22 protein-coding genes are annotated in these 23,458 nt (G+C 69.0%); 7 read left to right on the forward strand and 15 right to left on the reverse strand.

The window, feature by feature from the left end; all coding sequences use genetic code 11:
• Nucleotides 1–235 precede the first annotated feature (235 nt).
• Both AWB95_RS07175 and AWB95_RS07180 read right to left on the reverse strand, forming a co-directional pair.
• Nucleotides 236–2,179: a primosomal protein N' gene (locus AWB95_RS07175; RefSeq protein ID WP_085167946.1), complete on the reverse strand. Its 1,944-nt coding sequence runs from the start codon at nt 2,177–2,179 to the stop codon at nt 236–238.
• Between the two features lie 81 nt (nt 2,180–2,260).
• Entirely contained in the window at nt 2,261–2,995 is a 735-nt protein-coding gene (locus AWB95_RS07180) for a lysoplasmalogenase (protein ID WP_062541807.1), read from the reverse strand.
• Between AWB95_RS07180 and AWB95_RS07185 the strand changes: the two genes are divergently transcribed.
• Genes AWB95_RS07185 through AWB95_RS07195 form a run of 3 tightly spaced genes read left to right on the forward strand, consistent with a single transcriptional unit; the run spans nt 2,994 to nt 6,364 of the window.
• The gene (locus AWB95_RS07185) at nt 2,994–3,932 is read left to right on the forward strand and encodes an alpha/beta hydrolase (protein WP_085167879.1); all 939 of its coding nucleotides are present in this window, start codon (nt 2,994–2,996) and stop codon (nt 3,930–3,932) included. The genes AWB95_RS07180 and AWB95_RS07185 overlap by 2 nt on opposite strands.
• Nucleotides 3,929–4,867: an alpha/beta hydrolase gene (locus tag AWB95_RS07190; protein WP_062539853.1), complete on the forward strand. Its 939-nt coding sequence runs from the start codon at nt 3,929–3,931 to the stop codon at nt 4,865–4,867. Before AWB95_RS07185 ends, AWB95_RS07190 begins: the two co-directional genes overlap by 4 nt.
• Nucleotides 4,868–4,885: 18 nt before the next feature.
• On the forward strand, nt 4,886–6,364 hold the full coding sequence (locus AWB95_RS07195; protein ID WP_062539854.1) for a flavin-containing monooxygenase: 1,479 nt from the start codon (nt 4,886–4,888) through the stop codon (nt 6,362–6,364).
• On the opposite strand, the gene AWB95_RS07200 is transcribed toward AWB95_RS07195, so the two are convergent.
• Nucleotides 6,346–7,191, reverse strand: a complete 846-nt coding sequence (locus AWB95_RS07200; protein WP_062539855.1) for a class I SAM-dependent methyltransferase — start codon at nt 7,189–7,191, stop codon at nt 6,346–6,348. The two genes, AWB95_RS07195 and AWB95_RS07200, sit on opposite strands and share 19 nt — an antisense overlap.
• A gap of 132 nt (nt 7,192–7,323) precedes the next feature.
• Between AWB95_RS07200 and AWB95_RS07205 the strand changes: the two genes are divergently transcribed.
• Nucleotides 7,324–7,998, forward strand: a complete 675-nt coding sequence (locus tag AWB95_RS07205) for a winged helix-turn-helix transcriptional regulator (protein ID WP_085167880.1) — start codon at nt 7,324–7,326, stop codon at nt 7,996–7,998.
• A gap of 15 nt (nt 7,999–8,013) precedes the next feature.
• Here the strand turns inward: AWB95_RS07205 and metK are convergent, their stop codons facing one another.
• From metK to mihF, 5 genes are all read right to left on the reverse strand, one after another.
• Entirely contained in the window at nt 8,014–9,225 is a 1,212-nt protein-coding gene (metK, locus tag AWB95_RS07210; protein WP_062539856.1) for a methionine adenosyltransferase, read from the reverse strand.
• Between the two features lie 90 nt (nt 9,226–9,315).
• Complete coding sequence (coaBC, locus tag AWB95_RS07215) at nt 9,316–10,566, reverse strand: bifunctional phosphopantothenoylcysteine decarboxylase/phosphopantothenate--cysteine ligase CoaBC (protein ID WP_085167882.1); 1,251 nt, start codon at nt 10,564–10,566, stop codon at nt 9,316–9,318.
• Nucleotides 10,567–10,583: 17 nt separating this feature from the next.
• The gene (gene rpoZ, locus AWB95_RS07220) at nt 10,584–10,907 is read right to left on the reverse strand and encodes a DNA-directed RNA polymerase subunit omega (RefSeq protein ID WP_062538747.1); all 324 of its coding nucleotides are present in this window, start codon (nt 10,905–10,907) and stop codon (nt 10,584–10,586) included.
• 65 nt (nt 10,908–10,972) lie between these two features.
• Nucleotides 10,973–11,587 carry a guanylate kinase gene (gene gmk, locus AWB95_RS07225; RefSeq protein WP_099539734.1) on the reverse strand — a complete coding sequence of 205 codons (615 nt, stop codon included), beginning with the start codon at nt 11,585–11,587 and terminating at the stop codon, nt 10,973–10,975.
• 13 nt (nt 11,588–11,600) lie between these two features.
• Complete coding sequence (gene mihF / locus AWB95_RS07230) at nt 11,601–11,918, reverse strand: integration host factor, actinobacterial type (protein WP_003932123.1); 318 nt, start codon at nt 11,916–11,918, stop codon at nt 11,601–11,603.
• A gap of 497 nt (nt 11,919–12,415) precedes the next feature.
• Here mihF and AWB95_RS07235 point away from each other — a divergent pair, with 497 nt between their 5' ends.
• Together AWB95_RS07235 and AWB95_RS07240 are read left to right on the forward strand one after the other, a co-directional pair.
• Nucleotides 12,416–12,835: a TOBE domain-containing protein gene (locus AWB95_RS07235; RefSeq protein WP_062538724.1), complete on the forward strand. Its 420-nt coding sequence runs from the start codon at nt 12,416–12,418 to the stop codon at nt 12,833–12,835.
• 195 nt (nt 12,836–13,030) lie between these two features.
• Nucleotides 13,031–13,294 carry a hypothetical protein gene (locus AWB95_RS07240; RefSeq protein ID WP_139818467.1) on the forward strand — a complete coding sequence of 88 codons (264 nt, stop codon included), beginning with the start codon at nt 13,031–13,033 and terminating at the stop codon, nt 13,292–13,294.
• Between the two features lie 33 nt (nt 13,295–13,327).
• Here the strand turns inward: AWB95_RS07240 and pyrF are convergent, their stop codons facing one another.
• The 7 genes from pyrF to pyrR all read right to left on the reverse strand — a co-directional run bounded on the left by pyrF (nt 13,328) and on the right by pyrR (nt 21,985).
• Nucleotides 13,328–14,137 (reverse strand): orotidine-5'-phosphate decarboxylase, encoded by an 810-nt coding sequence (gene pyrF / locus AWB95_RS07245; protein WP_062538726.1) that lies wholly within the window; start codon nt 14,135–14,137, stop codon nt 13,328–13,330.
• Nucleotides 14,138–14,139: 2 nt separating this feature from the next.
• Nucleotides 14,140–17,487 (reverse strand): carbamoyl-phosphate synthase large subunit, encoded by a 3,348-nt coding sequence (gene carB, locus AWB95_RS07250; RefSeq protein WP_062538727.1) that lies wholly within the window; start codon nt 17,485–17,487, stop codon nt 14,140–14,142.
• Nucleotides 17,488–17,573: 86 nt separating this feature from the next.
• The gene (gene carA, locus AWB95_RS07255) at nt 17,574–18,692 is read right to left on the reverse strand and encodes a glutamine-hydrolyzing carbamoyl-phosphate synthase small subunit (RefSeq protein WP_062538728.1); all 1,119 of its coding nucleotides are present in this window, start codon (nt 18,690–18,692) and stop codon (nt 17,574–17,576) included.
• Nucleotides 18,692–19,192: a PH-like domain-containing protein gene (locus AWB95_RS07260; RefSeq protein ID WP_062538729.1), complete on the reverse strand. Its 501-nt coding sequence runs from the start codon at nt 19,190–19,192 to the stop codon at nt 18,692–18,694. Before AWB95_RS07260 ends, carA begins: the two co-directional genes overlap by 1 nt.
• A complete protein-coding gene (locus AWB95_RS07265; RefSeq protein WP_062538730.1) occupies nt 19,189–20,481 on the reverse strand; it encodes a dihydroorotase in 1,293 nt (430 codons plus the stop codon). The genes AWB95_RS07260 and AWB95_RS07265 overlap by 4 nt, the downstream gene beginning before the upstream one ends.
• Nucleotides 20,478–21,425 carry an aspartate carbamoyltransferase catalytic subunit gene (locus tag AWB95_RS07270; RefSeq protein ID WP_062538731.1) on the reverse strand — a complete coding sequence of 316 codons (948 nt, stop codon included), beginning with the start codon at nt 21,423–21,425 and terminating at the stop codon, nt 20,478–20,480. Before AWB95_RS07270 ends, AWB95_RS07265 begins: the two co-directional genes overlap by 4 nt.
• Nucleotides 21,422–21,985 carry a bifunctional pyr operon transcriptional regulator/uracil phosphoribosyltransferase PyrR gene (gene pyrR / locus AWB95_RS07275; protein WP_085167884.1) on the reverse strand — a complete coding sequence of 188 codons (564 nt, stop codon included), beginning with the start codon at nt 21,983–21,985 and terminating at the stop codon, nt 21,422–21,424. Before pyrR ends, AWB95_RS07270 begins: the two co-directional genes overlap by 4 nt.
• Nucleotides 21,986–22,172: 187 nt before the next feature.
• Here pyrR and AWB95_RS07280 point away from each other — a divergent pair, with 187 nt between their 5' ends.
• Nucleotides 22,173–23,456 (forward strand): HNH endonuclease, encoded by a 1,284-nt coding sequence (locus tag AWB95_RS07280; RefSeq protein ID WP_062538732.1) that lies wholly within the window; start codon nt 22,173–22,175, stop codon nt 23,454–23,456.
• The last annotated feature ends 2 nt before the right edge of the window (nt 23,457–23,458 follow it).

The following is a 23,458-nucleotide window of genomic DNA, read 5'->3' on the forward strand; positions in this document are numbered from 1 at the left end:
GCTCGGCGGCGTCCCTGCCCTGATGCAAATCAATGCTGTCAGCGCCTGGCCATGAGCACACGCGTAGTGCACTACTCGTTTTGACGGTGATTCGCTTCAGGCTCTGGGACCCGGGCATGCCGAGTGTGAATCCTGGGTTTCGACTGTGAACGTAGGGCGGGAATTCCGAGGACGGATTGTCGCCGTAAGTTAACGCTCGACGCCGTAGATGCACACTCGATTTCGCGTAGCGCGCCTAGCCGATGTGCAGCGGGTCGATCTGTACCCGGACCGGCTCGTGATCCTGGTGGGCGCTGAGCACACCCGTGGCGCGCCGCAGCGCCGCCGCCAAGGCCAAGCCCTGCTCACGCGCGACCCGCACCAGCATCCGGGTCACGGGCGCGTCCGCCGCGACACCGGCCGGCTGGCGCGCGCCCGACGGCAGGTCCACCGGGCCGAGCAAATCGGCGCCGTCGGGCAACTCGGCCTGTTCCAGCAATGCCGCCACCGCGTCGGCGGGACCGTCGAGTGCGGCGATGTGCACACTCGGCGGCAGGCCGACCTCTGCGCGGGCCGTCAACTCGGCTTCGGCGTGACCGACCGGATCCCATCGGACGAGCGACTGCACGGTCGGGATCGACGACTCGGCGACCACCGCCACCACCCCGCCGTCGCCGCGGGAGCGCACCAGCGCCGCCGCGGCCATCCACCGCCGCAGCGTGTCCTCGGCGGCGCGCAGATCCTGCCGGCCCAGCAGCGCCCAGCTGTCCAGTAGCAGCGCCGCGCCGTAGCTGGCGGGCGCCCGCGGTTCGGCGCCCGGAGTGGCAACCACCAACGCCGGACGGTCGGCGACCTCCTCCACGACCGCGTCGCCCCCGGAAGTGATCACGGTGATTCCGGGGAACGCCCGGCCGAGTTCCTCCGCAGTACGCCGGGCGCCGACGACGACGGCACGCACCGCGTCCGAGCCGCAGCGGGGACAGCGCAGCGCCGCATCGACACGGCCACACCAGCGGCAGACCGCGCCCGCGCCGCGGTCGGGCAGCGACAACGGCCCGGTGCAATGCCGGCACCGGGCGATCGCACGGCAGCGTCCGCAGGCCAGCGAGGGCACATAGCCGCGGCGCGGCACCTGTACCAGCACCGGTGCGCCGGCCTCGAGCGCGGCACGGGCGGCCCGCAACGCCACCGACGGCAGCCGTGCGCTGCGGGCGGCCGGGTCGCGTTCGTCGGCGTATCCGCTGTCGTCGAGCGCCACCACCCGCGGGGTGCGGGCACGCACCACCTGGCGGGTCGCGACGACGTCATGCGCCCATCCGCTGCGCACCAGGGCGTGCGCCTCGGCGGTGCGGGCGTACCCGCCGATCAGGGCGGCGCAGCGCATCTGGTGGGCGCGCAGCATTGCCACCTCCCGGGCGTGCGGATACGGCGCCCGCGGCTCGGCCAGCGTGTCGTCGCCGTCGTCCCACACAATCACCAGGCCCAGGTCGGTCACCGGCGCGAACACCGCGCTGCGGGTGCCGATCACCAGCCGCGCGCTCCCCCGCAGCGCCGCCAGCCAGCGCCGGTAGCGCGCGGCCGGCCCCAGCCCCGCCGACAACGCCACCACGCTGGTCTCGTCGAGCAGTGTTGTCGCGGCCCGCCATAGCGCGTCGACGTCACGCTGATCGGGCACGATCGCCAACACCCCCCGCCCGGTCTGCACGGTCTGCGCGGCCGCCTCGGCGAACCGGTCAGCCCACGGATCGCCGGGCAGCGCCTGCCACACCGCGCGGGCCGCCCGCGACTCGGCCAGCGCGGTCAGGAACTGCCCGCCGCGCCCGTAGGTCTCCCATCCGCTCCGGTCGATCGACGCGACGACGGGTTGGCTTGGGGCCGTTGGGGTTTCGCGTTCAACCCGGGCGTGGCGAGGCGGCACCGCCAGCCGCAGCACGTCGGCGCGGGTACCGGCGTAGCGCGCGGCCACCGCGTCGACCAGGCGGTGGATCTCGGGGGTGAGCACCGGCTCGGGCGACACGACCCGGTCGAGCCACGCGAGCTTGCCGACGTGCTCGGTGTCGGTGCGGCGTTCCAGGACGAATCCGTCGACCAGCCGCCCGTGGAACCGGACCCGCACCCGCACTCCGGGGTGGGCGTCGTCGGACTGTTCGGCGGCCACCAGATAGTCGAAGTCCCGGTCCAGATGCGGCACCGACAGCATCGGCAGCACCCGGGCGATCGGCTCATGCTCGGCGGGCTGCCTCGTTCCGCGAGCGTGCGTGTCCCCGGCCGGCACGCCGCGCTAATCCCCGGGTTTACGCACGCTCGCGCCGACGGCGACGTCCGCCCGGCCGAAGAAGAACCCGGCGGTGATCAGGATCTGGGCCGTCGCATAGGCCCACCAGATCGGCACCGCCAGCGCCTCGTTGCCCAGGACGAACCTGCCGATCCCGATCATCGCGTCGGAGACCGCGAAACACACCGCGCCGACGGCGGTCCAGATTGTGGGCAGCCGTGCGAGCAGCGCCGCGCACACCATGGCGCCCAGCACGACCATGTACACCACGACCGGCACGGTCAGCCCGTCGCGGGCGAGCCCCGGCCAGAACCACACCAGCAGCGCCACACACGCCACGCCGACGGCGACGACGGCGACCAGCCGCGGCCACGACCGTCGTGCCAGCGGGATCATCGCGCCCAGAAAACACAGGTGCGCCAGTTGGAACGCGGACAGCCCGAGCACGAACGACGCCGTCCACCACGGGATCGCCAGCAGCGCATCGCCGACCGCGGAGAACACCAACGCCAGCATCAGCCAGCGGCGCTCGCGAAGGATCGGGTGAGCCACGGCGGCGGCCGCCAGCAGAAGTGCCATCGACGCCTTGAGCAGCGGCTGGGCCATGAACCGGCCGGTCAGCTCCTCGCCCGGCGGGGACAGCAACACCGTCACGGTCAAGAACAGCCCGTAAACAACACCGGCCCAGCCGGCAGCCACCCAGCAACCGACCACCATGCGCGGTGCATAGGGTGTCTCCATGCCCGAGGACACCCGGCCCGCCATCGACCCCATTCTGCTGAAGGTACTGGATGCGGTGCCGTTCCAGCTGTCGCTGGAAGGCGGCGTCGAAGCCGCGCGGCAGCGGCTTCGGGATTTGCCGCGACGGCCAGTGCACCCGGAGGTCCGCGTCGAGAACCGAACGATCGACGGCCCGGCCGGGCTGCTTGCAATCCGAATCTATTGGCCCCCAACCGAAGACGCGCGACCGGTGGTGGTGTTCTTCCACGGCGGCGGTTTTGTGGTTGGTGACCTCGACACCCACGACGGCACCTGCCGGCAGCACGCCGCCGGCGCGGGTGCGGTGGTGGTGTCGGTCGACTACCGGCTGGCGCCCGAACACCCCTATCCCGCCGCGGTCGACGACGCCTGGGCCGCGACGCAGTGGGTGGCCGCGCACGGCGAGGAGATCGGCGCCGACACAAACCGGCTGGCGGTGGCCGGGGACTCGGCGGGCGGCACCATCGCCGCGGCCGTCGCGCAGCGGGCCCGCGACAACGGCGGCCCGCCGATCGCCTTCCAGCTGCTGTGGTACCCGTCCACGCTGTGGGACTCGTCGCTGGCGTCGTTCACCGAGAACGCCGACGCACCGATATTGGGCCGCGAAGCCGTCGCGCAGTTTTCCCGTTGGTACGCAGGCGAAATCGACTTGTCCGATCCGCCGCCCGGCATGGCGCCGGGGCGCGCGAAGAATCTGGCGGGCCTGCCGCCGGCCTACATCGCGGTCGCGGGGCACGACCCGTTGCGCGACGACGGCATCCGCTACGGTGAGCTGCTCGCGGCCGCCGGTGTTCCGGTCGAGGTGGATAACGCCGAGACGCTGGTGCACGGCTACGTCGGCTACGCCGGCGTGGTGCCCGCCGCCACCGAGGCCATGGACCGCGGACTGGCCGCGCTGCGCAAGGGCCTCAGCCGATGACCGCGCGCCCGGAGATCGACCCGTTGCTCAAGTCGCTGCTGGACGCGCTGCCGATGACGTTCAGTGCGGCCGACGGTGTCGAAGTGGCGCGGGCCAGAATCCGCGCGCTGCAGGCTCCGCCGGAGATGTTGCCGCAGTTGCGGATTGAGGACCGCACGATCGCGAGCGGCATCCCGGCTCGCGTCTACTGGCCGCCGGTGGTCTCGGACAACCTGCCGGTGGTGGTGTTCTACCACGGCGGCGGCTGGTCGATCGGCGACCTGAACACCCACGACGCGGTGGCTCGCGCCCACGCGGTGGGCGCCGAGGCCATCGTGGTCTCGGTCGACTATCGCCTGGCGCCGGAGCACCCGTTCCCGGCCGCGGTGGAGGACTGCTGGGCCGCGCTGCAGTGGGTCGGCGAGCATGCCGCCGAACTGGGCGGAGATCCCGGCCGGATCGCGGTCGCCGGCGACTCCGCGGGCGGCAACCTGTCGGCGGTCGTAGCGAGGCTGGCCCGCGACAACGGCGGCCCGGCCCTGGCGTTTCAATTGCTGTGGTACCCGTCGACCACCGGCGACCTGTCGCTGCCGTCGTTCATCGAGAACGCCGACGCGCCGATCCTGGACCGCGAGGTCATCGACGCGTTCCTGCAGTGGTACCTGCCCGACGTCGACATCAGCGATCCGTCCACGTTGCCCGTCACGCTAGCGCCGGCCAACGCGACCGACTTCTCCGGTCTGGCGCCGGCCTATATCGGCACCGCCGAGCACGACCCGCTGCGCGACGACGGCGCCCGCTACGCCGAGTTGCTGAGCGCCGCAGGGGTTCCCGTCGAACTGAGCAACGAGCCAACACTGGTGCACGGCTTCGTCAGCTTCGCGCTCCTGGTGCCCGCGGCGGCCGAGGCGACCAGCCGCGGCCTGGCCGCGCTGAAGAAGGCGCTGCAGCGCTAGCGGGTTACCGTTACGGGTATGACACCCGACTATCACAGCGTCGTGGTCGGCGCCGGCTTCTCCGGTATCGGGACCGCTATCAAGCTCGACCAGGCCGGCCTCGGCGACTACCTGCTGATCGAGGCCGGCGACGGCGTCGGTGGCACCTGGCACTGGAACACCTATCCCGGTATCGCCGTGGACATTCCGTCGTTCTCCTACCAGTTCTCGTTCGAACAACGGCCGGACTGGACGCGCACCTACGCGCCGGGAAACGAGCTGAAGGCCTATGCCGAGCACTGCGTGGACAAATACGGCATCCGCGCCAAGATCCGGTTCAACACCAAAGTCTTAGCCGCCGAGTTCGACGACGAGAACACCCTGTGGCGGGTGCAGACCGATCCGGGCGGCGTGGTCACCGCACGGTTCCTGGTCAACGCCAGCGGCGTGCTCACGGTGCCCAAGCTGCCCGACATCGACGGCGTCGACTCCTTCGACGGCGTCACCATGCACACCGCACGCTGGGACCACTCGCAGGACCTGACGGGTAAGCGGGTCGCGGTCATCGGCACCGGCGCCTCGGCCGTGCAGGTGATTCCCGAGATCGCGCCGATTGTCAAGCAGCTCACGGTTTTTCAGCGCACGCCGATCTGGTGTTTCCCCAAGCTCGATGTACCCCTGCCGGCGCCGGCGCGCTGGGCGATGCGACTACCGGGCGGTAAAGCGCTGCAGCGGCTGGCCAGCCAGGCTTTTGTCGAGGCGACGTTCCCGATTCCGGCGCAGTACTTCACGGTGTTCCCGATGGCCCGGTGGATGGAGCGGGCCGGGCGGGCGTACCTACGTCAGCAGGTCACCGACCCGGTGGTGCGTGAAAAGCTCACTCCGCGTTATGCGGTCGGCTGCAAACGGCCCGGCTTTCACAACAGTTACCTGTCCACGTTCAACCGCGACAACGTGATGCTGGTGACCGATCCGATCGACAAGATCACGCGGTCGGCCGTAGTCACCACCGACGGTGAAAGCCACGAGATCGACGTGCTGGTGCTGGCAACGGGTTTCAAGGTGATGGACACCGACAGCGTGCCGACGTTCGCGGTCACGGGCAGCGGCGGGAAGTCGCTGAGCGCGTTTTGGGACGAACACCGGCTGCAGGCCTACGAAGGCGTCAGCATTCCCGGTTTCCCCAATTTGTTCAGCGTGTTCGGGCCGTACGGCTATGTCGGGTCGTCGTATTTCGCGCTCATCGAGGCGCAGACCCACCACATTGTGCGGCTTCTGAAACGGGCCGGGCGCGACGGCGCCACCCGCGTCGAGGTCACCGAGGAGGCCAACGACCGCTACTTCGCCGAGATGATGCGCAAGCGCCATCGGCAGGTGTTCTGGCAGGACAGTTGCCGGCTGGCAAACAGCTACTACTTCGACAAGAACGGCGACGTGCCGCTGCGGCCCACCACCACGGTCGAGGCTTATTGGCGCAGTAGGCGTTTCAACCTCGACGACTACCGGTTCACCGCCTGACGCTTGCGTGCGGTGACCAGCAGGTACTCCCACTGCATCGCCGACGACCCGCGCAGTTGGCGATCGCCCAGTTCAGCCAGCTCCGCATCCAGCGCCGCGACCCGCTCCGGCTCGTCCGCGATGGCCTGATACGCCGAGATCGTCGGGCCGTAATGAGCTTTGAAGAAGTCGCGGAACGCCGCGCCGTCGGCAAATCGGTCCACCAGCAGCGTCCGGCGCTGCGCGCTGAACTCGTTGATCCGGTCGGCCAGCAGACCGCGGACGTAATCCGGGCTCCCCCACCTCGGTGCGGGCTGCGCACCGGCGGGCGGCGTCGGCAGGTACGGCTTGATCGTCGCGAACATCTGGCCGACGAACCCTTCGGGTGTCCAGCTGATCAGGCCGATCGTCCCGCCCGGGCGGCAGACCCGGACCAGCTCGTCGGCGGCGCGCTGGTGATGCGGGGCGAACATCACGCCGATGCAGGACAGCACCGCGTCGAACGCGTCGTCGTCGAACGGCAACGCTTCGGCGTTGGCCGCCCGCCACTGCAGGCGAACACCTTGTGACTGCGCGATCGCGCGGCCGCGCTCCAGCAGCTCCAGGCACAGGTCGCTGGCAACGACGTCCGCGCCGGCGCGCGCGGCGGGTATCGCCACATTGCCGGCGCCGGCGGCGACGTCGAGCACCCGGTCACCCGCCCGAATCCCGCTCGCTTGCACCAGCACTGGACCCAGCGGTGCCACCACTTCGGTTGCCACCGCGGCGTAGTCGCCCAGCGCCCACAGCGCGCGGTGCTTATTTTCGAGTTCGCGATCGGCGGTCACGACGTCGGTTCCTATGGTCATCTCACCCGTCCTCCCTGACGATCCAGACAATCGTCCCGCGCGCCGGTGAACCGCTTCCAGTGCCAGATCTGAAGCTGCGCTAGTTCAGGACTTGTACTAGCCAATTCCGCTGTTGGGGCGTGTACTGAGCAGATGTCGACATACGGCCAGTTCTGTCCGGTGGCCAGGGCGATGGAGCTGCTCGACGAGCGGTGGACCCTGCTCGTGGTGCGTGAGCTGTTGCTGGGCAGTAGGCATTTCAATGATCTTCGGCGTGGAGTGCCGAAGATGTCGCCCGCGCTGTTGTCCAAGCGACTGAAGTCACTGTGCAGGGCGGGAGTGGTCGAGCGCACCGAGATCGACGGTCGCACAACGTATTCGTTGACGCCATGCGGCGCCGAACTCGCCGGAGTGGTCCATGCGCTCGGCGAGTGGGGGGTGCGCTGGATGGGTGAACTCGGCGACAAGGACCTCGATGCGCACCTGCTGATGTGGGATATCCGTCGCAGCATTTCCATCGATGCCTGGCCACGGGCCCGCACGGTGGTGGCGTTCCGCCTGACCGGAGTCGACCCGAAGGCCTCACGCTGGTGGCTGACGGTGTCCGAGGGAACGGCCGACGTCTGCGATTTCGACCCGGGCTACGACGTGGCGGCGACGATCGAGGCCAGCCTGCGCGACCTGACCCGGATCTGGCTCGGCGAGCTGTCCTGGTCGCGGGCAATCCTCAACGGCACCGTGACCGTATCCGGAGCCGCCGACGTCCGCCAGGCAGTGCTGGACTGGATCGGCCAGTCGCACATGGCTGCGGTCCCCCGCCCGGCCTGACTGCTGCGCGGGTGCCTAGACGGCGCGCTTGAGGTCGTCGACCTTGTTGAGCTGCTCCCACGGCAGCTCGATGTCGGTGCGGCCGAAGTGGCCGTACGCGGCGGTCTGCGCGTAGATCGGACGCAGCAAATCCAGGTCGCGGATGATCGCGCCGGGCCGCAGATCGAACACATCGCCGATGGCCTTCTCGATCTTCACCGGGTCGACGGTCTCGGTGCCGAACGTCTCCACGAACAGCCCGACCGGGGCGGCCTTGCCGATCGCGTAAGCAACCTGCACCTCGACCCGCTCGGCCAGTCCGGCGGCGACCACGTTCTTGGCCACCCAGCGCATCGCGTACGCCGCCGAGCGGTCCACCTTGGACGGATCCTTGCCGGAGAAGGCGCCGCCGCCGTGACGGGCCCAGCCGCCGTAGGTGTCGACGATGATCTTGCGGCCGGTCAGGCCGGCGTCGCCCATGGGCCCGCCGAGCACGAACTTGCCGGTCGGGTTGACCAGCAGCCGCACCTCGGAGGCGTCCAGGGTGTCGTGCGCCAGGTCGTCGAGCACGGTGTTGAGTACCTTCTCCCGGATGTCGGGAGCCAGCATGCCCTCCAGGTCGACGTCCGGGGCGTGCTGGGTAGAGATGACGACGGTGTCCAGCCGAACCGGGGTGTTGCCCTCGTAGGCAATGGTGACCTGCGTTTTGCCATCCGGGCGCAGGTACGGCACCACGCCGCCCTTGCGGACCTCGGAGAGCCGCCGCGACAGCCGGTGGGCCAGCGCGATGGGCAGCGGCATCATCTCCGGGGTGTCGCTGATCGCGTACCCGAACATCAAGCCCTGGTCGCCGGCGCCCTGGGCGTCCAGCGGGTCCGCAGCGCCCTCGACGCGGGCTTCGTGAGCGGTGTCGACGCCTTGCGCGATGTCGGGCGACTGGGCGCCGATCGCGATGTTGACCCCGCACGACGCGCCGTCGAAGCCTTTGTCGGACGAGTCGTAGCCGATATCGAGGATGCGGCTGCGAACCGTGTCGGTGATCTCGGCGAACGCTTCCTTGGCGTTCGTCGTCACCTCCCCCGCGACGTGTACCTGACCGGTGGTGACCATCGTCTCGACCGCGACGCGCGAACGGGGGTCGTCGGCCAGGAGCGCGTCGAGCACGGAGTCGCTGATGGCGTCGCAGATCTTGTCGGGATGTCCCTCGGTCACCGACTCGCTGGTGAACAGCCGACCCTTTTCGCTCACACCCGGATCCTTCCCATCCTCGACAAAATGTTAGTTAGGCGAATTATATCGTCACGTCGTCCGCCGCTCCGGGCGCCCCGCGATGTGGAGTTACCCGCTGCCGCTGTGCAGAAAGGTGGCGATTGCGTCCACGATACGACTGGCCATCAGCGTCTTCGACCCGTGCTGCAGCGCCGACTCGGTGCCGTCGGAGGCCAGCAGCCAGCCGTCGTTGTTGTCCACCTCGAAGGCCTTGCCCTCCCCGACGGCGTTGACCACCAGCAGGTCGCAGCCCTTGCGGCGCAACTTGGCCCGGGCATGGAAGAGCACGTCGCCGTTGGCGTCGCCGGTCTCGGCGGCGAACCCGACGATCGCGCGCATGTTCGGCAGCTGCCCGTCGGCGCGGGCCCGCACCGCCGCGGCCAGCACGTCGTCGTTGCGGACCAGCTCGATGGTCGGCGCCGCGGTGTCTTCTGAGGCGCCCTTCTTGATCTTTGCGGTGGCCACCCGGGCCGGCCGGAAGTCGGCGACCGCGGCCGCCATCGCCAGCACATGGGCGTCGGGCGCGTGCTTGGACACCGCGTCGGCGAGCTGCTGGGCGGAGCTGACGTGCACGACGTCGACACCGGCGGGGTCGACGAGCCCGGCGGTGTGCCCGGCGATCAGCGTCACCTCGGCGCCGCGCTGGGCGGCGACCCGCGCAAGCGCGTACCCCTGCTTACCGGAGCTGCGGTTGCCGATGAAACGCACCGGATCGATCGGCTCGCGGGTGCCGCCGGCCGTGACCAGCATCTTGCAGCCGGCCAGGTCGTAGGGCATGGCGTCGTGGCGCTCCAGCAGCAACTGGGCGAACGTGGTGATCTCCTCGGCCTCGGGTAACCGGCCGGCGCCGCTGTCCGCGCCGGTGAGCCGCCCGGACGCCGGTTCCAGCACCACGGCGCCCCGGCGGCGCAGCGTGGCCACGTTGTCCTGGGTGGCGGGGTGCAGCCACATCTCGGTGTGCATCGCGGGCGCGAACAGCACCGGACATCGCGCGGTGAGCAGGGTGGCGGTCAGCAGGTCGTCGGCCCGGCCGGTGACGGCCCGGGCCAGCAGGTCGGCGGTAGCCGGCGCGACGACGACCAGGTCTGCGCCCTGGCCGAGGGCGACGTGCGCCACCTCGGGGACGTCGTCGAAGACCCTGGTGTGGACCGGTTCACCGGACAGCGCCTCGAAGGTGGCGGCGCCGACGAAACGCAGCGCCGATTCGGTGGGGATGACCCGGACCCGGTGGCCGGCCTCGGTGAGCTGGCGAACGACGGTCGCGGCCTTGTAGGCGGCGATGCCCCCGGAGACGCCGACGATGATCCGCTTGCGGTCCACAGCGCCCGGCCTGCCCGCTACTCGCCTTCGGTGTGCTCGAGCAGGTCGGCGTGGATCTCGCGCAGCGCGATCGACAGCGGCTTTTCCTGCAGGCCCGGCTCGACCAGGGGGCCGACGTATTCGAGGATGCCCTCGCCGAGCTGGTTGTAGTAATCGTTGATCTGCCGCGCCCGCTTGGCCGCGTAGATCACCAGGGCGTACTTGCTCGACACGCGGTCCAGCAGCTCGTCGATGGGCGGGTTGGTGATGCCCAGCGGCGTGTCGTAACCGACCGCGCCCGACGCCGGGTCGAATTGGTCGGGGACGGCGGCCAGTTGCGCGTCGGCTTGGGGAGTACTCACGTAAGTCTTTCTCCTGGCGGCGTAGAGGGCGAATCGCTGGTGGTGGATCGGATGAAGATGGCGGGTCACGCCGTGCCTGGGGCGGTTTCCACCAGCAACGATACCAATTCCGAGCAGGCAGTTTCCAATCGACTGTTCACCACGACGTGGTCGAAGTCGTCCTGAGCTGCGAGTTCGGCGCGGGCGGTCTCCAGTCTGCGGCGGATCACCTCGGGCGTCTCGGTCCCGCGGCCGACCAACCGGGATTCCAGGACCTGCCAGCTCGGCGGCGCCAGGAACACCGTGACCGCCTCCGGCATGGCTTGCTTGATCGCGCGGGCGCCGGCCAGGTCCACCTCGATGAGCACCGGATGCCCAGAGCCGGCGGCTTCGCGGACCGGCGCGGCCAGCGTCCCGGATCGGTGCAGGCCACCGTGGATTTCTGCCCACTCGAGCAGGGCGCCCGATTCGATCAGCTCCTGGAACTGCGCGGGGGTCACGAAGTGGTAGTCGACGCCGTCGACCTCGCCGGGCCTGGGTGCCCGGGTCGTGGCCGACACCGAAAAGTGCAGGTCAGGAATCCGCTCACGCAGACACCGGACCAGCGTCGACTTTCCGACCGCGGAGGGACCGGACAACACGACCACCCGTCCTTTCGGACGTTCGTCGCGCGCGCCGTCCGGTCCTCCGTCGGCGCTCAACGACTCCCCCGGACTAGGAGAAGTCGAACTTTTCCAGCAGTGCCTTGCGCTGACGATCGCCGAGCCCACGCAGGCGGCGGGTCGGTGCGATTTCGAGCTCGGTCATGATTTCCTGCGCCTTGACCTTGCCAACCTTCGGCAGGGCCTCCAGCAGCGCAGAAACCTTCATCTTGCCCAAAACCTCGTCGGTCTCGGCGTCCTTGAGCACCTGCTTGAGGTTGGTGCCGCCACGCTTCAGCCGGTCTTTGAGTTCGGCGCGTGCTCGACGTGCGGCAGCAGCCTTCTCCAACGCGGCCGCGCGCTGCTCGTCGGTCAACTGGGGAAGGGCCACGATTCCTCCGTCTCATCGATCTTGATTTGTCTCAGCCGGGGTAGTCCCAGCCAGCGCAGACGACCGTACCCACGCTGTCTGACGAAATCTAACCCGCCCCCCGGCTTGAAGCCACAAAGCCGCAGCGTGCGGGGCTGTCAGAGGGTACGACGGCGTCGCCGGCGGCGATCCGGCCCGGCGCTCTCCGCCCAGGCCCGGTGGCGCGCAACCCGCCCCGAACATGCTGTCTAGCAGGGCTTTTGGGTTCCCATCGAGACAAGCGGCCCGCCCGTCGCCGGTCGCGGCGACCGGGCGGACTGCCCCGATATGGCCAAAAGAGGCCGATTGCGCACGTCACGGCGTGTCGGGCGTGTCGCGCGGGAGGTCGGGCATGGTGCGACGTGTGTCGCACAACCGCTGAACGGGCCAACGACGCAACGTAGTAGAGGGCCGGCGCGGGCCGAAATCGCCCGCCCAGGCCGGCGTCCTCGACGGCAACGCCACCGTACGATCGAGTGATGGCCATGATGCGGATCCGCGAGGCGGCTGAGCTGCTGGGGGTCAGCGACGACACCGTGCGGCGATGGATCGACCAAGGCGCCTTGCCGGTCAGCCAGGACCAGTCCGGCCGCAAGGTGATCGCCGGCGACGCCCTGGCCGAATTTTCCCGCACCAATGCGCCCGCCCTGCCACCGAATCCGCTCGGCGTCGGCAGCTCCGCCCGCAACCGTTTCGTCGGCCTGGTCACCAGACTGGTCAGCGACAAGGTGATGACCCAGGTCGAAATGCAGTGTGGTCCGTTCACCGTGGTGTCGCTGATGAGCACCGAGGCCGCTCGCGAACTGAAACTCGAACCCGGCAGTGTCGCGGTGGCGGTCGTGAAAGCCACCACGGTCATCGTCGAGACACCGCAGGACGGTACCCGCGGCGCGGGGTAGCCGGCAGATTCGCGGTAACACTACGCTTTTGGGTGCCGCAGCGGTGCGTTGGCAGCGAAATCACAACTAGCCGTACGCAATCCCCAAAGTTGTTATCAGTTCCTTCACAAAGTCGGTTCAGCCTTTCAACGGCTTTGGCACATAACGTCATCCGGGTAGGGCAAAGCACCGCAACGTGAGAAAGGGATGGATCTGATGGACGCAAAACGCATGCTGTGCGCCTCGTCGATCGCGGCGGGCGTCGGTCTTGCCGGGCTCTTCGGCACCGGGATTGCTACGGCGAACGCCGCTCCGGCGCCGGGCAATTCGCCGATCGCCACCGTCAAGGGCACACCCACGCCAGCGCCTGACCCCAGCATCAAGCTCGACCATCACGACCGCAAAAAGGTTCTCAAGCAAGACAAGAAGGAACTCAAGCACCACCCGGCGCAGGTCACCCCGACGTCGGGTCACAGCTGACCACACTGCACGAGCGGCGGCCGGCCGTGTGCGTTACAGGCTGGTCGCCGCGTCGCGCATCCGCTCCGCCGCGGCGCGCAGTGCGGCGACGTCAGGTCCGGCCTGCAGGACCTCGCGTGAGACGGCGGGCACCAGCTGGTCGCGCTGCGCTCCGCCGAACCCCTTCAGCGCCGACATCTGACCGCCTTGTGCGCCGATCCCTGGCACCAGCACCGGACCGTTCAGACTCCCCAGGTCGGGCACCACGGCGGTGGTGGCGCCGACGACGACGCCCACGGCGCCCGGTTGCCGCGCACTGTTCCAGCTGGCGACGTCGTCGACCACGGCCTGGGCGACGCTGCGCCCGCCACTGGTCGCGCCCTGTACCGTCGCGCCTTCGGGGTTGGAGGTCGCCGCCAGCACGAAAACCCCTCTGCCCCGGGCGGCAGCGGTATCCAGGAGCGGCTGAAGCGAGCCGAAGCCCAGATATGGTGAGGCCGTGACGGCGTCGGCGGCCAGCGGCGAGTCACCCACCCAGGCTTGGGCGTAGGCGGCCATCGTCGACCCGATGTCGCCGCGTTTGGCGTCGGCCAGCACCAGCACGCCGGCCTCGCGCAGGGCGGCGATGGTGCGTTCCAGCACCGCGAATCCGGCGGCGCCGTAAGCCTCGAAGAACGCCACCTGCGGTTTGACGACGGCGAAGTCGGCGTACGCGGCCACGCACGTATCGCAGAACGCAGCCAGGCCGTCCCGACTCTCCGGTAAGTTCCACGCCCGCAACAACTCCGGGTGCGGGTCGATGCCCAGGCACAGCGAACCCCGGCGCGACATCGCGTCCGCCAGCCGGGTGCCGAACCCCGGCATCGCTAGCGGCCGCCGTTGTTCAGCGCGCTGTGCAGCTCCTGCAGCGAGCGCACTCCGATCACGCCGCGGATCCCGGCTTCGATTCCCTGCACGGCTGCCGAGGCGCCTTGCACCGTCGTCACGCACGGGATGTTCATTGCGACTGCAGCCGAACGGATTTCGTAGCCGTCGATGCGGGGACCGGAGTTGCCGTAGGGCGTGTTGATCACCATGTCGACGTCACCGGCACGAATCGCGTCGACCGCGGACAATGCCGGGCGGTCGGAGCGCGGCTCCTGGAAATGCTTGCGGACCACGTCGCACGGAATGCCGTTGCGGCGCAGCATTTCCGCTGTCCCTTCGGTGGCGAGCACCCGAAAGCCCAAGTCGGCCAGACGTTTGACCGGGAAGACCAGGGATCGCTTGTCCCGGTTGGCCACCGACACGAAGACCGTGCCCTGTGTCGGCAGCGACCCGTACGCGGCGGTCTGGCTCTTCGCGAAGGCGCTGCCGAAGTCGCGGTCGATACCCATCACCTCGCCGGTGGACTTCATCTCCGGGCCCAGCAGCGAGTCGATGCCCGCGCCGTCGACGGTCCGGAACCGGTGGAACGGCAACACGGCTTCCTTCACCGCGATGGGCGCATCCGGCGGCACACTGGCGCCGTCGCCGGATGCGGCCAATATTCCTTCGTCACGAAGTTGAGCAATGGTGGCGCCCAACATGATCCGCGCACACGCCTTGGCCAGCGGTATCGCGGTGGCTTTGGAGACGAACGGCACAGTGCGGCTGGCGCGCGGGTTGGCCTCCAGCACGTAGAGCACATCGTCTTTCAGCGCGAACTGCACGTTGAGAAGCCCCACCACCCCGATCCCGTGGGCGATGGCCTCGGTGGCGCGCCGCACGTTGTCGATGTCGGTGCGGCCCAAGGTTACCGGTGGCAGCGCGCACGCCGAGTCGCCGGAGTGGATCCCGGCCTCCTCGATGTGCTCCATGATCCCGCCGATATAGACCTCGGCGCCGTCGCACAGTGCGTCGACGTCGATCTCGATGGCGTCCTCGAGGAAGCGGTCGACGAGCACCGGGTGCTCGGGCGACAGCTCGGTCGCGCGGGTGATGTAACCGCGCAGCGTTTCCTCGTCGTAGACGATCTCCATCCCGCGCCCGCCCAGCACGTAGGACGGCCGCACCAGCACCGGGTAGCCGATCTCGGCCGCGATCCGGCGAGCCTGCTCGAAGGTGGTGGCGGTGCCGTAGCGCGGGGCAGGCAATCCGGCGCCGGTCAGCACGTCGCCGAATGCGCCGCGGTCCTCGGCCAAATCGATGGCCTCCGGCGGTGTTCCGACGATCGGCACCCCGGCGTCGGCAAGCCGCTGCGCCAGCCCGAGCGGGGTTTGTCCGCCCAACTGCACGATGACGCCGACCACGCCCGGTCCTCCGGTCCCCGATTGGGATTCGGCGTAGAAAACCTCCAGGACGTCTTCGAAGGTCAGCGGCTCGAAGTACAGCCGGTCGGCGGTGTCGTAGTCGGTGGACACCGTTTCCGGGTTGCAATTGACCATCACGGTCTCAAACCCAGCCTGGCTCAAGGTAGTTGCCGCGTGTACGCAGCTGTAGTCGAATTCGATACCCTGCCCGATCCGGTTGGGCCCGGACCCGAGGATAAGCACCTTGGGCTTCTCGGTCTGCGGCGCCACCTCGGTCTCGGCGGCCGGGTCGAGCTCGTAACTGCTGTAGTGGTACGGGGTCTTGGCCTCGAATTCCGCCGCACAGGTGTCGACGGTCTTGTACACCGGGTGGATGCCGAGCCGCCCGCGCAGCGAGCGCACGCCGTTCTCGCCCGCCAGTTCCGGTCGCAGCGCGGCGATCTGACGGTCCGACAGCCCGCTGTATTTGGCGCGCCGCAGCAGATCGGCGTCGAGCACCGCGGCGTCGACCAGCTCGCGCCTCAGTGTGACCAGTTCGGCGATCTGCGCGACGAACCACGGGTCGACACCGGAGGCCTCCGACACCTTCTCGACAGTGGCGCCCAGCCGCAGCGCCAGCTCGATGTCGTAGAGCCGGCCCTCGGTCGGTGTTTGCAGACGGTTGAGGATGTCTTCGGCGAAGGCCTGCGGGTCAGGTGATGTCCAGAACCCGGCGCGGCTGGTTTCCAGTGACCGCATCACCTTGCCGAGTGCCTCGACGAAGTTGCGGCCCAACGCCATTGCCTCGCCGACGGATTTCATCGTGGTGGTCAGCGTCGGGTCGGCCCCGGGGAACTTCTCGAACGCGAACCGCGGCGCCTTGACCACGACATAGTCCAGGGTCGGCTCAAAGCACGCCGGGGTCTCCTTGGTGATGTCGTTGAGGATCTCGTCGAGGGTGTAGCCGATGGCCAGCTTGGCGGCGATCTTGGCGATCGGGAAGCCGGTGGCCTTCGACGCCAGGGCGCTGGACCGCGACACCCGCGGGTTCATCTCGATGACGATCAGCCGGCCGTCGCGCGGGTTGACCGCGAACTGGATGTTGCAGCCGCCGGTGTCGACGCCGACCTCGCGCAGGATCGCGATGCCCAGGTCCCGCATCCGTTGGTACTCGCGGTCGGTCAGCGTCATCGCCGGCGCGACGGTCACCGAGTCGCCGGTGTGCACGCCCATCGGGTCGACGTTCTCGATCGAGCACACCACCACGACGTTGTCGTGCCCGTCGCGCATCAGCTCTAGCTCGAATTCCTTCCAGCCGTAGATCGATTCTTCGATCAGCACGTTGGCGCTCGGCGAGGCGGCCAGGCCGGCGCCGGCCATCCGCTCGACCTCGTCGGCGCTGTGCGCCATGCCCGAGCCGAGGCCTCCCATGGTGAAGCTCGGCCGCACCACGACGGGCAGACCGAGTTCCTCGACCGTCTCGCGGACCTCGCCCATCGTGAAACACACTCGGCTGCGGGCGGATTCGCCCCCGACCTTGGTGACGATGTCCTTGAAGCGCTGGCGGTCCTCGCCCCGCTGGATGGCTTCGAAGTCGGCGCCGATCAGCTCGACATCGTAGCGCTCCAGCACCCCGTTCTCGTAGAGCACGACGGCGGTGTTCAGCGCGGTCTGCCCGCCCAGGGTGGCCAGCAGCGCGTCGATCTTGTTGCCGCGCTCGGCCTGCTGGGCGATCACCCGTTCCACGAAGGCGGGGGTGATCGGCTCGACGTAGGTGTGGTCGGCGTACTCCGGGTCGGTCATGATCGTGGCCGGGTTGGAGTTGACCAGGCTGACCTGCAGGCCCTCGGCTTTCAGGACGCGGCAGGCCTGGGTGCCGGAGTAGTCGAATTCGCAGGCCTGTCCGATGACGATCGGCCCGGAGCCGATCACCAGGACGTGGTTGAGATCCGTCCGTCGCGGCATCTAGCGGCCCCCTCCCCTTCGGCCACGAGCGTGCGCAAACCCGGTGAAATGGCCGGCGTGTCGGCCGGGGACACGCACGCTCGCGCTCATTGGTGACCGCCCATCAGGTCGACGAACTGGTCGAACAGGTACTCCGCGTCGTGTGGACCGGCCGCGGCCTCCGGATGGTATTGCACCGAAAACGCTTGTCCGCTGACGAGTTTGACGCCCTCGACCACGCCGTCGTTGGCGCAGGTGTGGCTGACCACTGCAGGGCCGAACGGCGTGTCGAAACGCTGTCCGGCCTCGCCCTCCAGCGCGAAGCCGTGGTTCTGCGCTGTGACGGCGACTCGCCCGGTGGCGTGGTCCATCACCGGGATGTTGATCCCGCGGTGGCCGAACACCATCTTGTACGTCGACAGGCCCAGCGCTCGGCCCAGAATCTGGTTGCCGAAACAGATGCCGAACAACGGGATTCCGGCGTCCAGCACCTGGCGGGTCACGCCGACGACGTGGCCGGCGGTGGCCGGGTCGCCGGGGCCGTTGGACAAGAACACACCGTGCGGCTTGAGCTCGGCGATCTGCTCGAAGGTCGCCGACGACGGCAGTACGTGGCTGCGGATGCCGCGCCGGGCGAAATTGCGCGGGGTGTTGGTCTTGATCCCGAGGTCGAGTGCGGCAACGGTAAACCGTTGTGGCCCTTCGGGTTCCACAACATAGCCGCCCGGGGTGCTGACCTGGCCGGCCAGGTCGGCACCCAGCATCGGCGGCTGCTCGCGGACCCGTGTCAGTAGCTCGTCGGTGTCGGCCAGCGCAGCGCCGGAGAAGACCCCGGCCTTCATCGAGCCAAAGTTGCGGATGTGCCGGACCGCGGCGCGGGTGTCGATGCCGGCGACTCCGACGACGTTCTGGCGGACCAACTCGTCCTCGAGCGTCGTGGTGGCGCGCCAATTCGACGGGCGCGGCGACGGGTCGCGCACCGCATAGCCGGCCACCCAGATCCGCTCGCCGCGGCTCTCGGTGTCTTCGTTGTTCCAGCCGGTGTTGCCGATCTGCGGCGCGGTGGCGATCACGATCTGGCGGTGATAGCTGGGATCGGTCAGCGTCTCCTGATAGCCGGACATGCCGGTGGAAAACACCGCTTCGCCCAAAGTCTCGCCGATCGCGCCGAACGGCTTGCCGGAAAAGACGCGGCCGTCCTCGAGGACCAGTAAGGCTTTGTCCATCATCCGGCCTCCGGTAGCCAGCGGGCGTACTCGTCGCGGTTGTCGCCGCGGAATCCGGTGTCGATCTCGGCCCCCGACGGCAGTCGCCACCGAATCGCCAGTATGCCCGGATGCGTCATGGCTTTACCCAGCATGCCTCGCTCGGTGCGGATGGCCGTGATCGACTCCTGCGGAATCCAGATCGGCCGGGCGCCGCTGCGCTGCACCATGATTCCCTCCGGGTAGCGGGTCAGCACCGCCTTGGTGCGATAGCCCAAATCGCCGACGGCGATGCGGTCGTGCCAGCTGGGCACCAATGTGCAGCCAACATACATGCCGCGGGTGGGCGCGACGATCGGTGCGCCGACGGTGTCGGGCACCGCCGGAAGTGTGCCGACCAGTGCGGCCTGCCGCTCGGCGCGGTGCCGCCAGCCGCGAATCATCAGCTGGATCACGAACGCGATCAGCACCGCCAGTACCGCGGCGAAGATCAGCGACGCGACCAGCGTTCCCGAATTCATGCCGGGCTCTTTCCGTCGCGCGCGGTGACCTTGCCGCGCAACAGCGTTGCGGTCACGGTGGCCGGCAGCGTCATCGACTCGTACGGCGTGTTGGCCGACCGGCTGGCCAGCTCGGCCCCGGCCACCATCCAGGTGGCGTCGGGATCCACCACGGTCAGGTTGGCCGGCTCGCCGACCTCGAGCGGCCGGCCCTGATCGGGCAGCCGGGCGATACGGGCGGGATTCTCGCTCATCACCCGGGCCACGTCCCGCCAGGTCAACAGGCCCGGCTCCACCATCGACCGCACCACCACTGACAACGCGGTCTGCAACCCGAGCATGCCGGGCAGCGCCGCGGCGAACTCGACGCATTTCTCGTGCTCGGCGTGCGGGGCGTGATCGGTGGCCACACAGTCGATTACCCCGTCGGCCAGTGCTTGACGCAGCGCGACGGCGTCGGCGAATTCCCGCAGCGGCGGGTTGACCCGGTTGGTTCCGTCGTAGCTGGCCAGCCTGGCGTCGTCGAGCAGCAGGTGATGCGGGGTGACCTCGGCGCTGATCGAAATACTTTGCTGCTTAGCCCATTTCAGGATCTCGACGGTGCCCGCGGTGGAGGCGTGACAGATGTGTACCCGGGCCCCGGCGTCGCGGGCCAGCAACGCGTCGCGGGCAACGATCGACTCCTCAGCCGCCCGCGGCCATCCCGCGAGGCCGAGCCTCGCGGCGTTAGGCCCTTCGTGGGCGACGGCGCCGACGGTCAGCCTCGGCTCCTCGGCATGCTGGGCGATCAGGACGCCCAGGCCGGTGGCGTATTCGAGCGCGCGGCGCATCACCAGCGGGTCGGCCACGCACTTGCCGTCGTCGGAGAACATCCGCACTTGCGCCGTCCCCGCGGCCATCATGCCCATCTCGGTGAGCTCTTTTCCGGCCAGCCCGACGGTGACCGCACCGACCGGGTGCACGTCGACGAGGCCGACCTGCTGTCCGCGCTGCCAGACGTGGTCGGTGACCACCGGGCTGTCGGCGACGGGGTTGGTGTTGGCCATCGCGAACACCGCGGTGTAGCCGCCGAGAGCCGCTGCAGCCGAACCGGTTTCGATGTCTTCGGCGTATTCGCGGCCCGGCTCGCGAAGGTGGGTGTGCAGGTCGACCAGACCGGGCAGCAGCACCTGCCCGGTGGCGTCGATCACGTCGGCGTCGTCGGGAATCTTTAAGCCGGTGCCGATTTCGGCGATCTGGCCGTCGTCGACCAGCACGTCGACCCGGTCCCCCTCGCCGTAGAGCCGCACACCGCGGATCAGCACGCTCACGCCGCGACCTCCTCAGCCCCCACCAGGAGGTGGAACAGCACGGCCATCCGCACATGCACCCCGTTGGAAACCTGTTGCAGCACAGCTGATTGCGACGAGTCAGCCACCGAGAACGCGATCTCCATGCCGCGCAGCATCGGACCCGGGTGCAGCACCACGGCGTGACCGGGCAGCATCGCCTGGCGCCGGTCGGAGAGCCCGTAGAGCACCGAGTACTCCCGGGCCGACGGGAAGAAGCCGCCGGTCATCCGCTCGGCCTGCACCCGCAGCATCAATACCGCGTCGGCGGCGGGCAATTCGGCGTCCAGGTCATGGGAGACCGTGACCGGCCAGTCGCCCACCCCAACCGGCAGCAGTGTGGGCGGCGCCACCAACACCACCTCGGCACCCAGGGTGTGCAGCAGCATGACGTTGGAGCGGGCGACGCGGCTGTGCAGGATGTCGCCGACGATCACCACCCGCCGCCCCTCGACGCCGCCGAGGCGCTGGCGGATGGTCAAGGCGTCCAGCAGCGCCTGCGTCGGGTGTTCGTGGGTGCCGTCGCCGGCGTTGATCACTGACGGGCCACCGGTTTCCGTGGCGGTCCAGTCGGCCAGCAGATGCGCCGCGCCCGAGGCTGGATGCCGGATGATCAGCGCGTCGGCGCCTGCGGCCCGCAGCGTCAGCGCGGTGTCACGCAGCGACTCCCCTTTGGCCACCGAAGATCCCGTCGAGCTGACGTTGATCACGTCGGCGCTCATCCATTTGCCGGCCACCTCGAACGACACCCGGGTGCGGGTGGAGTTCTCGTAGAACATCGTGATGATCGTCCGCCCGCGCAGCGTGGGCAGCTTGCGCACCTCGCGGCCGACCAGCGCCTGCGCGAACCGGTCGGCGTCGTCGAGGATCGCGGTGGCGTCGTCGCGGGACAAATCGCCGGCCGCCAGCAGGTGTCGGGGGCTCATCGCGAGATCACCACCCCGTCGCGGTCGTCGTGTTCGCGCAGCAGCACGTGCACGCTCTCGGTGCGCGAGGTCGGCACGTTCTTGCCGACGTAGTCGGCGCGCAGCGGCAGTTCGCGGTGGCCGCGGTCGACGAGGACGGCCAGCTGCACGGCCCGGGGCCGGCCCAGGTCGCGCAGCGCGTCCAGCGCCGAGCGCACCGAGCGCCCGGAGTACAGCACGTCGTCGACCAGGATCACCAGGGCGTCGTCGATGCCGCCGGCCGGGATCGAGGTGGCTTCCAGCGGGCGGGGCGGTTTTTGCATCAGGTCGTCGCGGTACAGCGTGATGTCCAGCGCACCGTGAGCCACCTGAACACCGCTGAATTCGGCGATGTGGGCGGCCAGCCGCTCGGCCAAGATCACGCCGCGCGTGGGGATACCCAGCAACACGACGCGCGGCGCGTCGGGTCCGTCCAATGCGGTTTTTTCGATGATCTGGTGCGCGATCCGAGAAATGGTGCGGCCCACGTCGGCCGCCGACATCAATTCGCGGCCGGTGCCGGTGTCACCCGCTGCACCCATGCGAGACCCTGACCTCCTTCTCCGCCTCACCGGACGGATCGTTAAAGGATGTCGACTGCCGGGCAGCGTAGCACTCCGCCTCGCGAACGTGCGGAACACATGCCTGTCTGGCGCCGAGCGAGTACGTGTGCACAGGGTGGGCTTCGGCTTCGACTCTATGTCGGCGGCCTCGTCTACTATCGAAAATATGTTCGAAACCATGGCCGCCATCGATCCCTTTGCCGACGAGGCGTGGCTGATCGAGCGGATAGCCGAGCTGGAGCGGGCGAAATCGGCTGCAGCAGCGGGCCAGGCGCGGGCGGCCGCGGCGTTGGACGCGTTGCGTCGCGCTCATGAGGCTGATGCCGGCGTTCCGTCGGCTCAGCGTGGTCGCGGGTTGGGCACCGAGATCGCGCTGGCGCGACGGGATTCGCCGGCCCGGGGTGGACGGCACCTGGGATTCGCGAAGGCACTGGTCCATGAGATGCCGCACACGCTCGCTGCGCTGGAGGCCGGGCAGTTGTCCGAGTGGCGGGCCACCCTGATTGTGCGGGAGTCTGCCTGCTTGGACGTCGAGGACCGCCGTGCGCTGGATGCCGAGATGTGCGCCGACATGGCCGCATTGGACGGGGTGGGCGATGCGCGGATAGCCGCCGCGGCAAAGAAGATCGCCTACCGGCTCAACGCGCAGGCGGTGGTCGATCGGTCCGCGAAGGCCGCGTCGGAGCGCACGGTGACGATACGCCCGGCTCCGGACACCATGACCTGGGTGACGGCATTATTGCCGGTCGCGCAGGGCGTCTCGGTGTATGCGGCGCTCAAGCGGGCAGCAGACACCACATTCGACGGCCGCACGCGTGGCCAGGTGATGGCCGACACGTTGGTCGAACGCATCACCGGACGACCCTCCGATGTGCCCGAACCCGTTGCGGTCAACCTGGTCATTTCCGACGAGGCGCTGCTCGGTTGCGACGATGCCGCGGCTGTGGTCGACGGGTACGGCTTGATCCCGGCGGCCGTGGCTCGTGGTCTGGTCAGCCAGTCCGTGACGGACGCCCGCTCGCGGGCCACGTTGCGCAGGCTTTATAAGCACCCGACGTCGGGTGCGCTGGTCGGGATGGAGTCGCGAGCGCGCCGGTTCCCAAAGGGGCTGGCCGCCTTTATCGGGTTACGCGATCAGCGATGTCGTACGCCATACTGTGACGCCCCGATCCGACACCGCGACCATGCCCGGCCGCACCATCGCGACGGGCCCACCAGCGCCGAGAACGGGCTCGGTTCGTGCGAGCGTTGCAACTACGTCAAGGAATCACCCGGCTGGCACGTCAGCACTAAGTTGGACGAAACTGGCCGACACACAGCCGAATTCATCACGCCCACCGGGATGCATTACCACTCGTCAGCACCACCGCAACCCGGGCCGCTCACGGTTACTATCAGCGAAATCGAAACCCGGATCGGTATTGCCCTCAGTCGGCCTCACGCCGCCTGACA

The sequence above is a fragment of the Mycobacterium celatum genome, assembly GCF_002101595.1.
Lineage (GTDB): Bacteria > Actinomycetota > Actinomycetes > Mycobacteriales > Mycobacteriaceae > Mycobacterium > Mycobacterium celatum.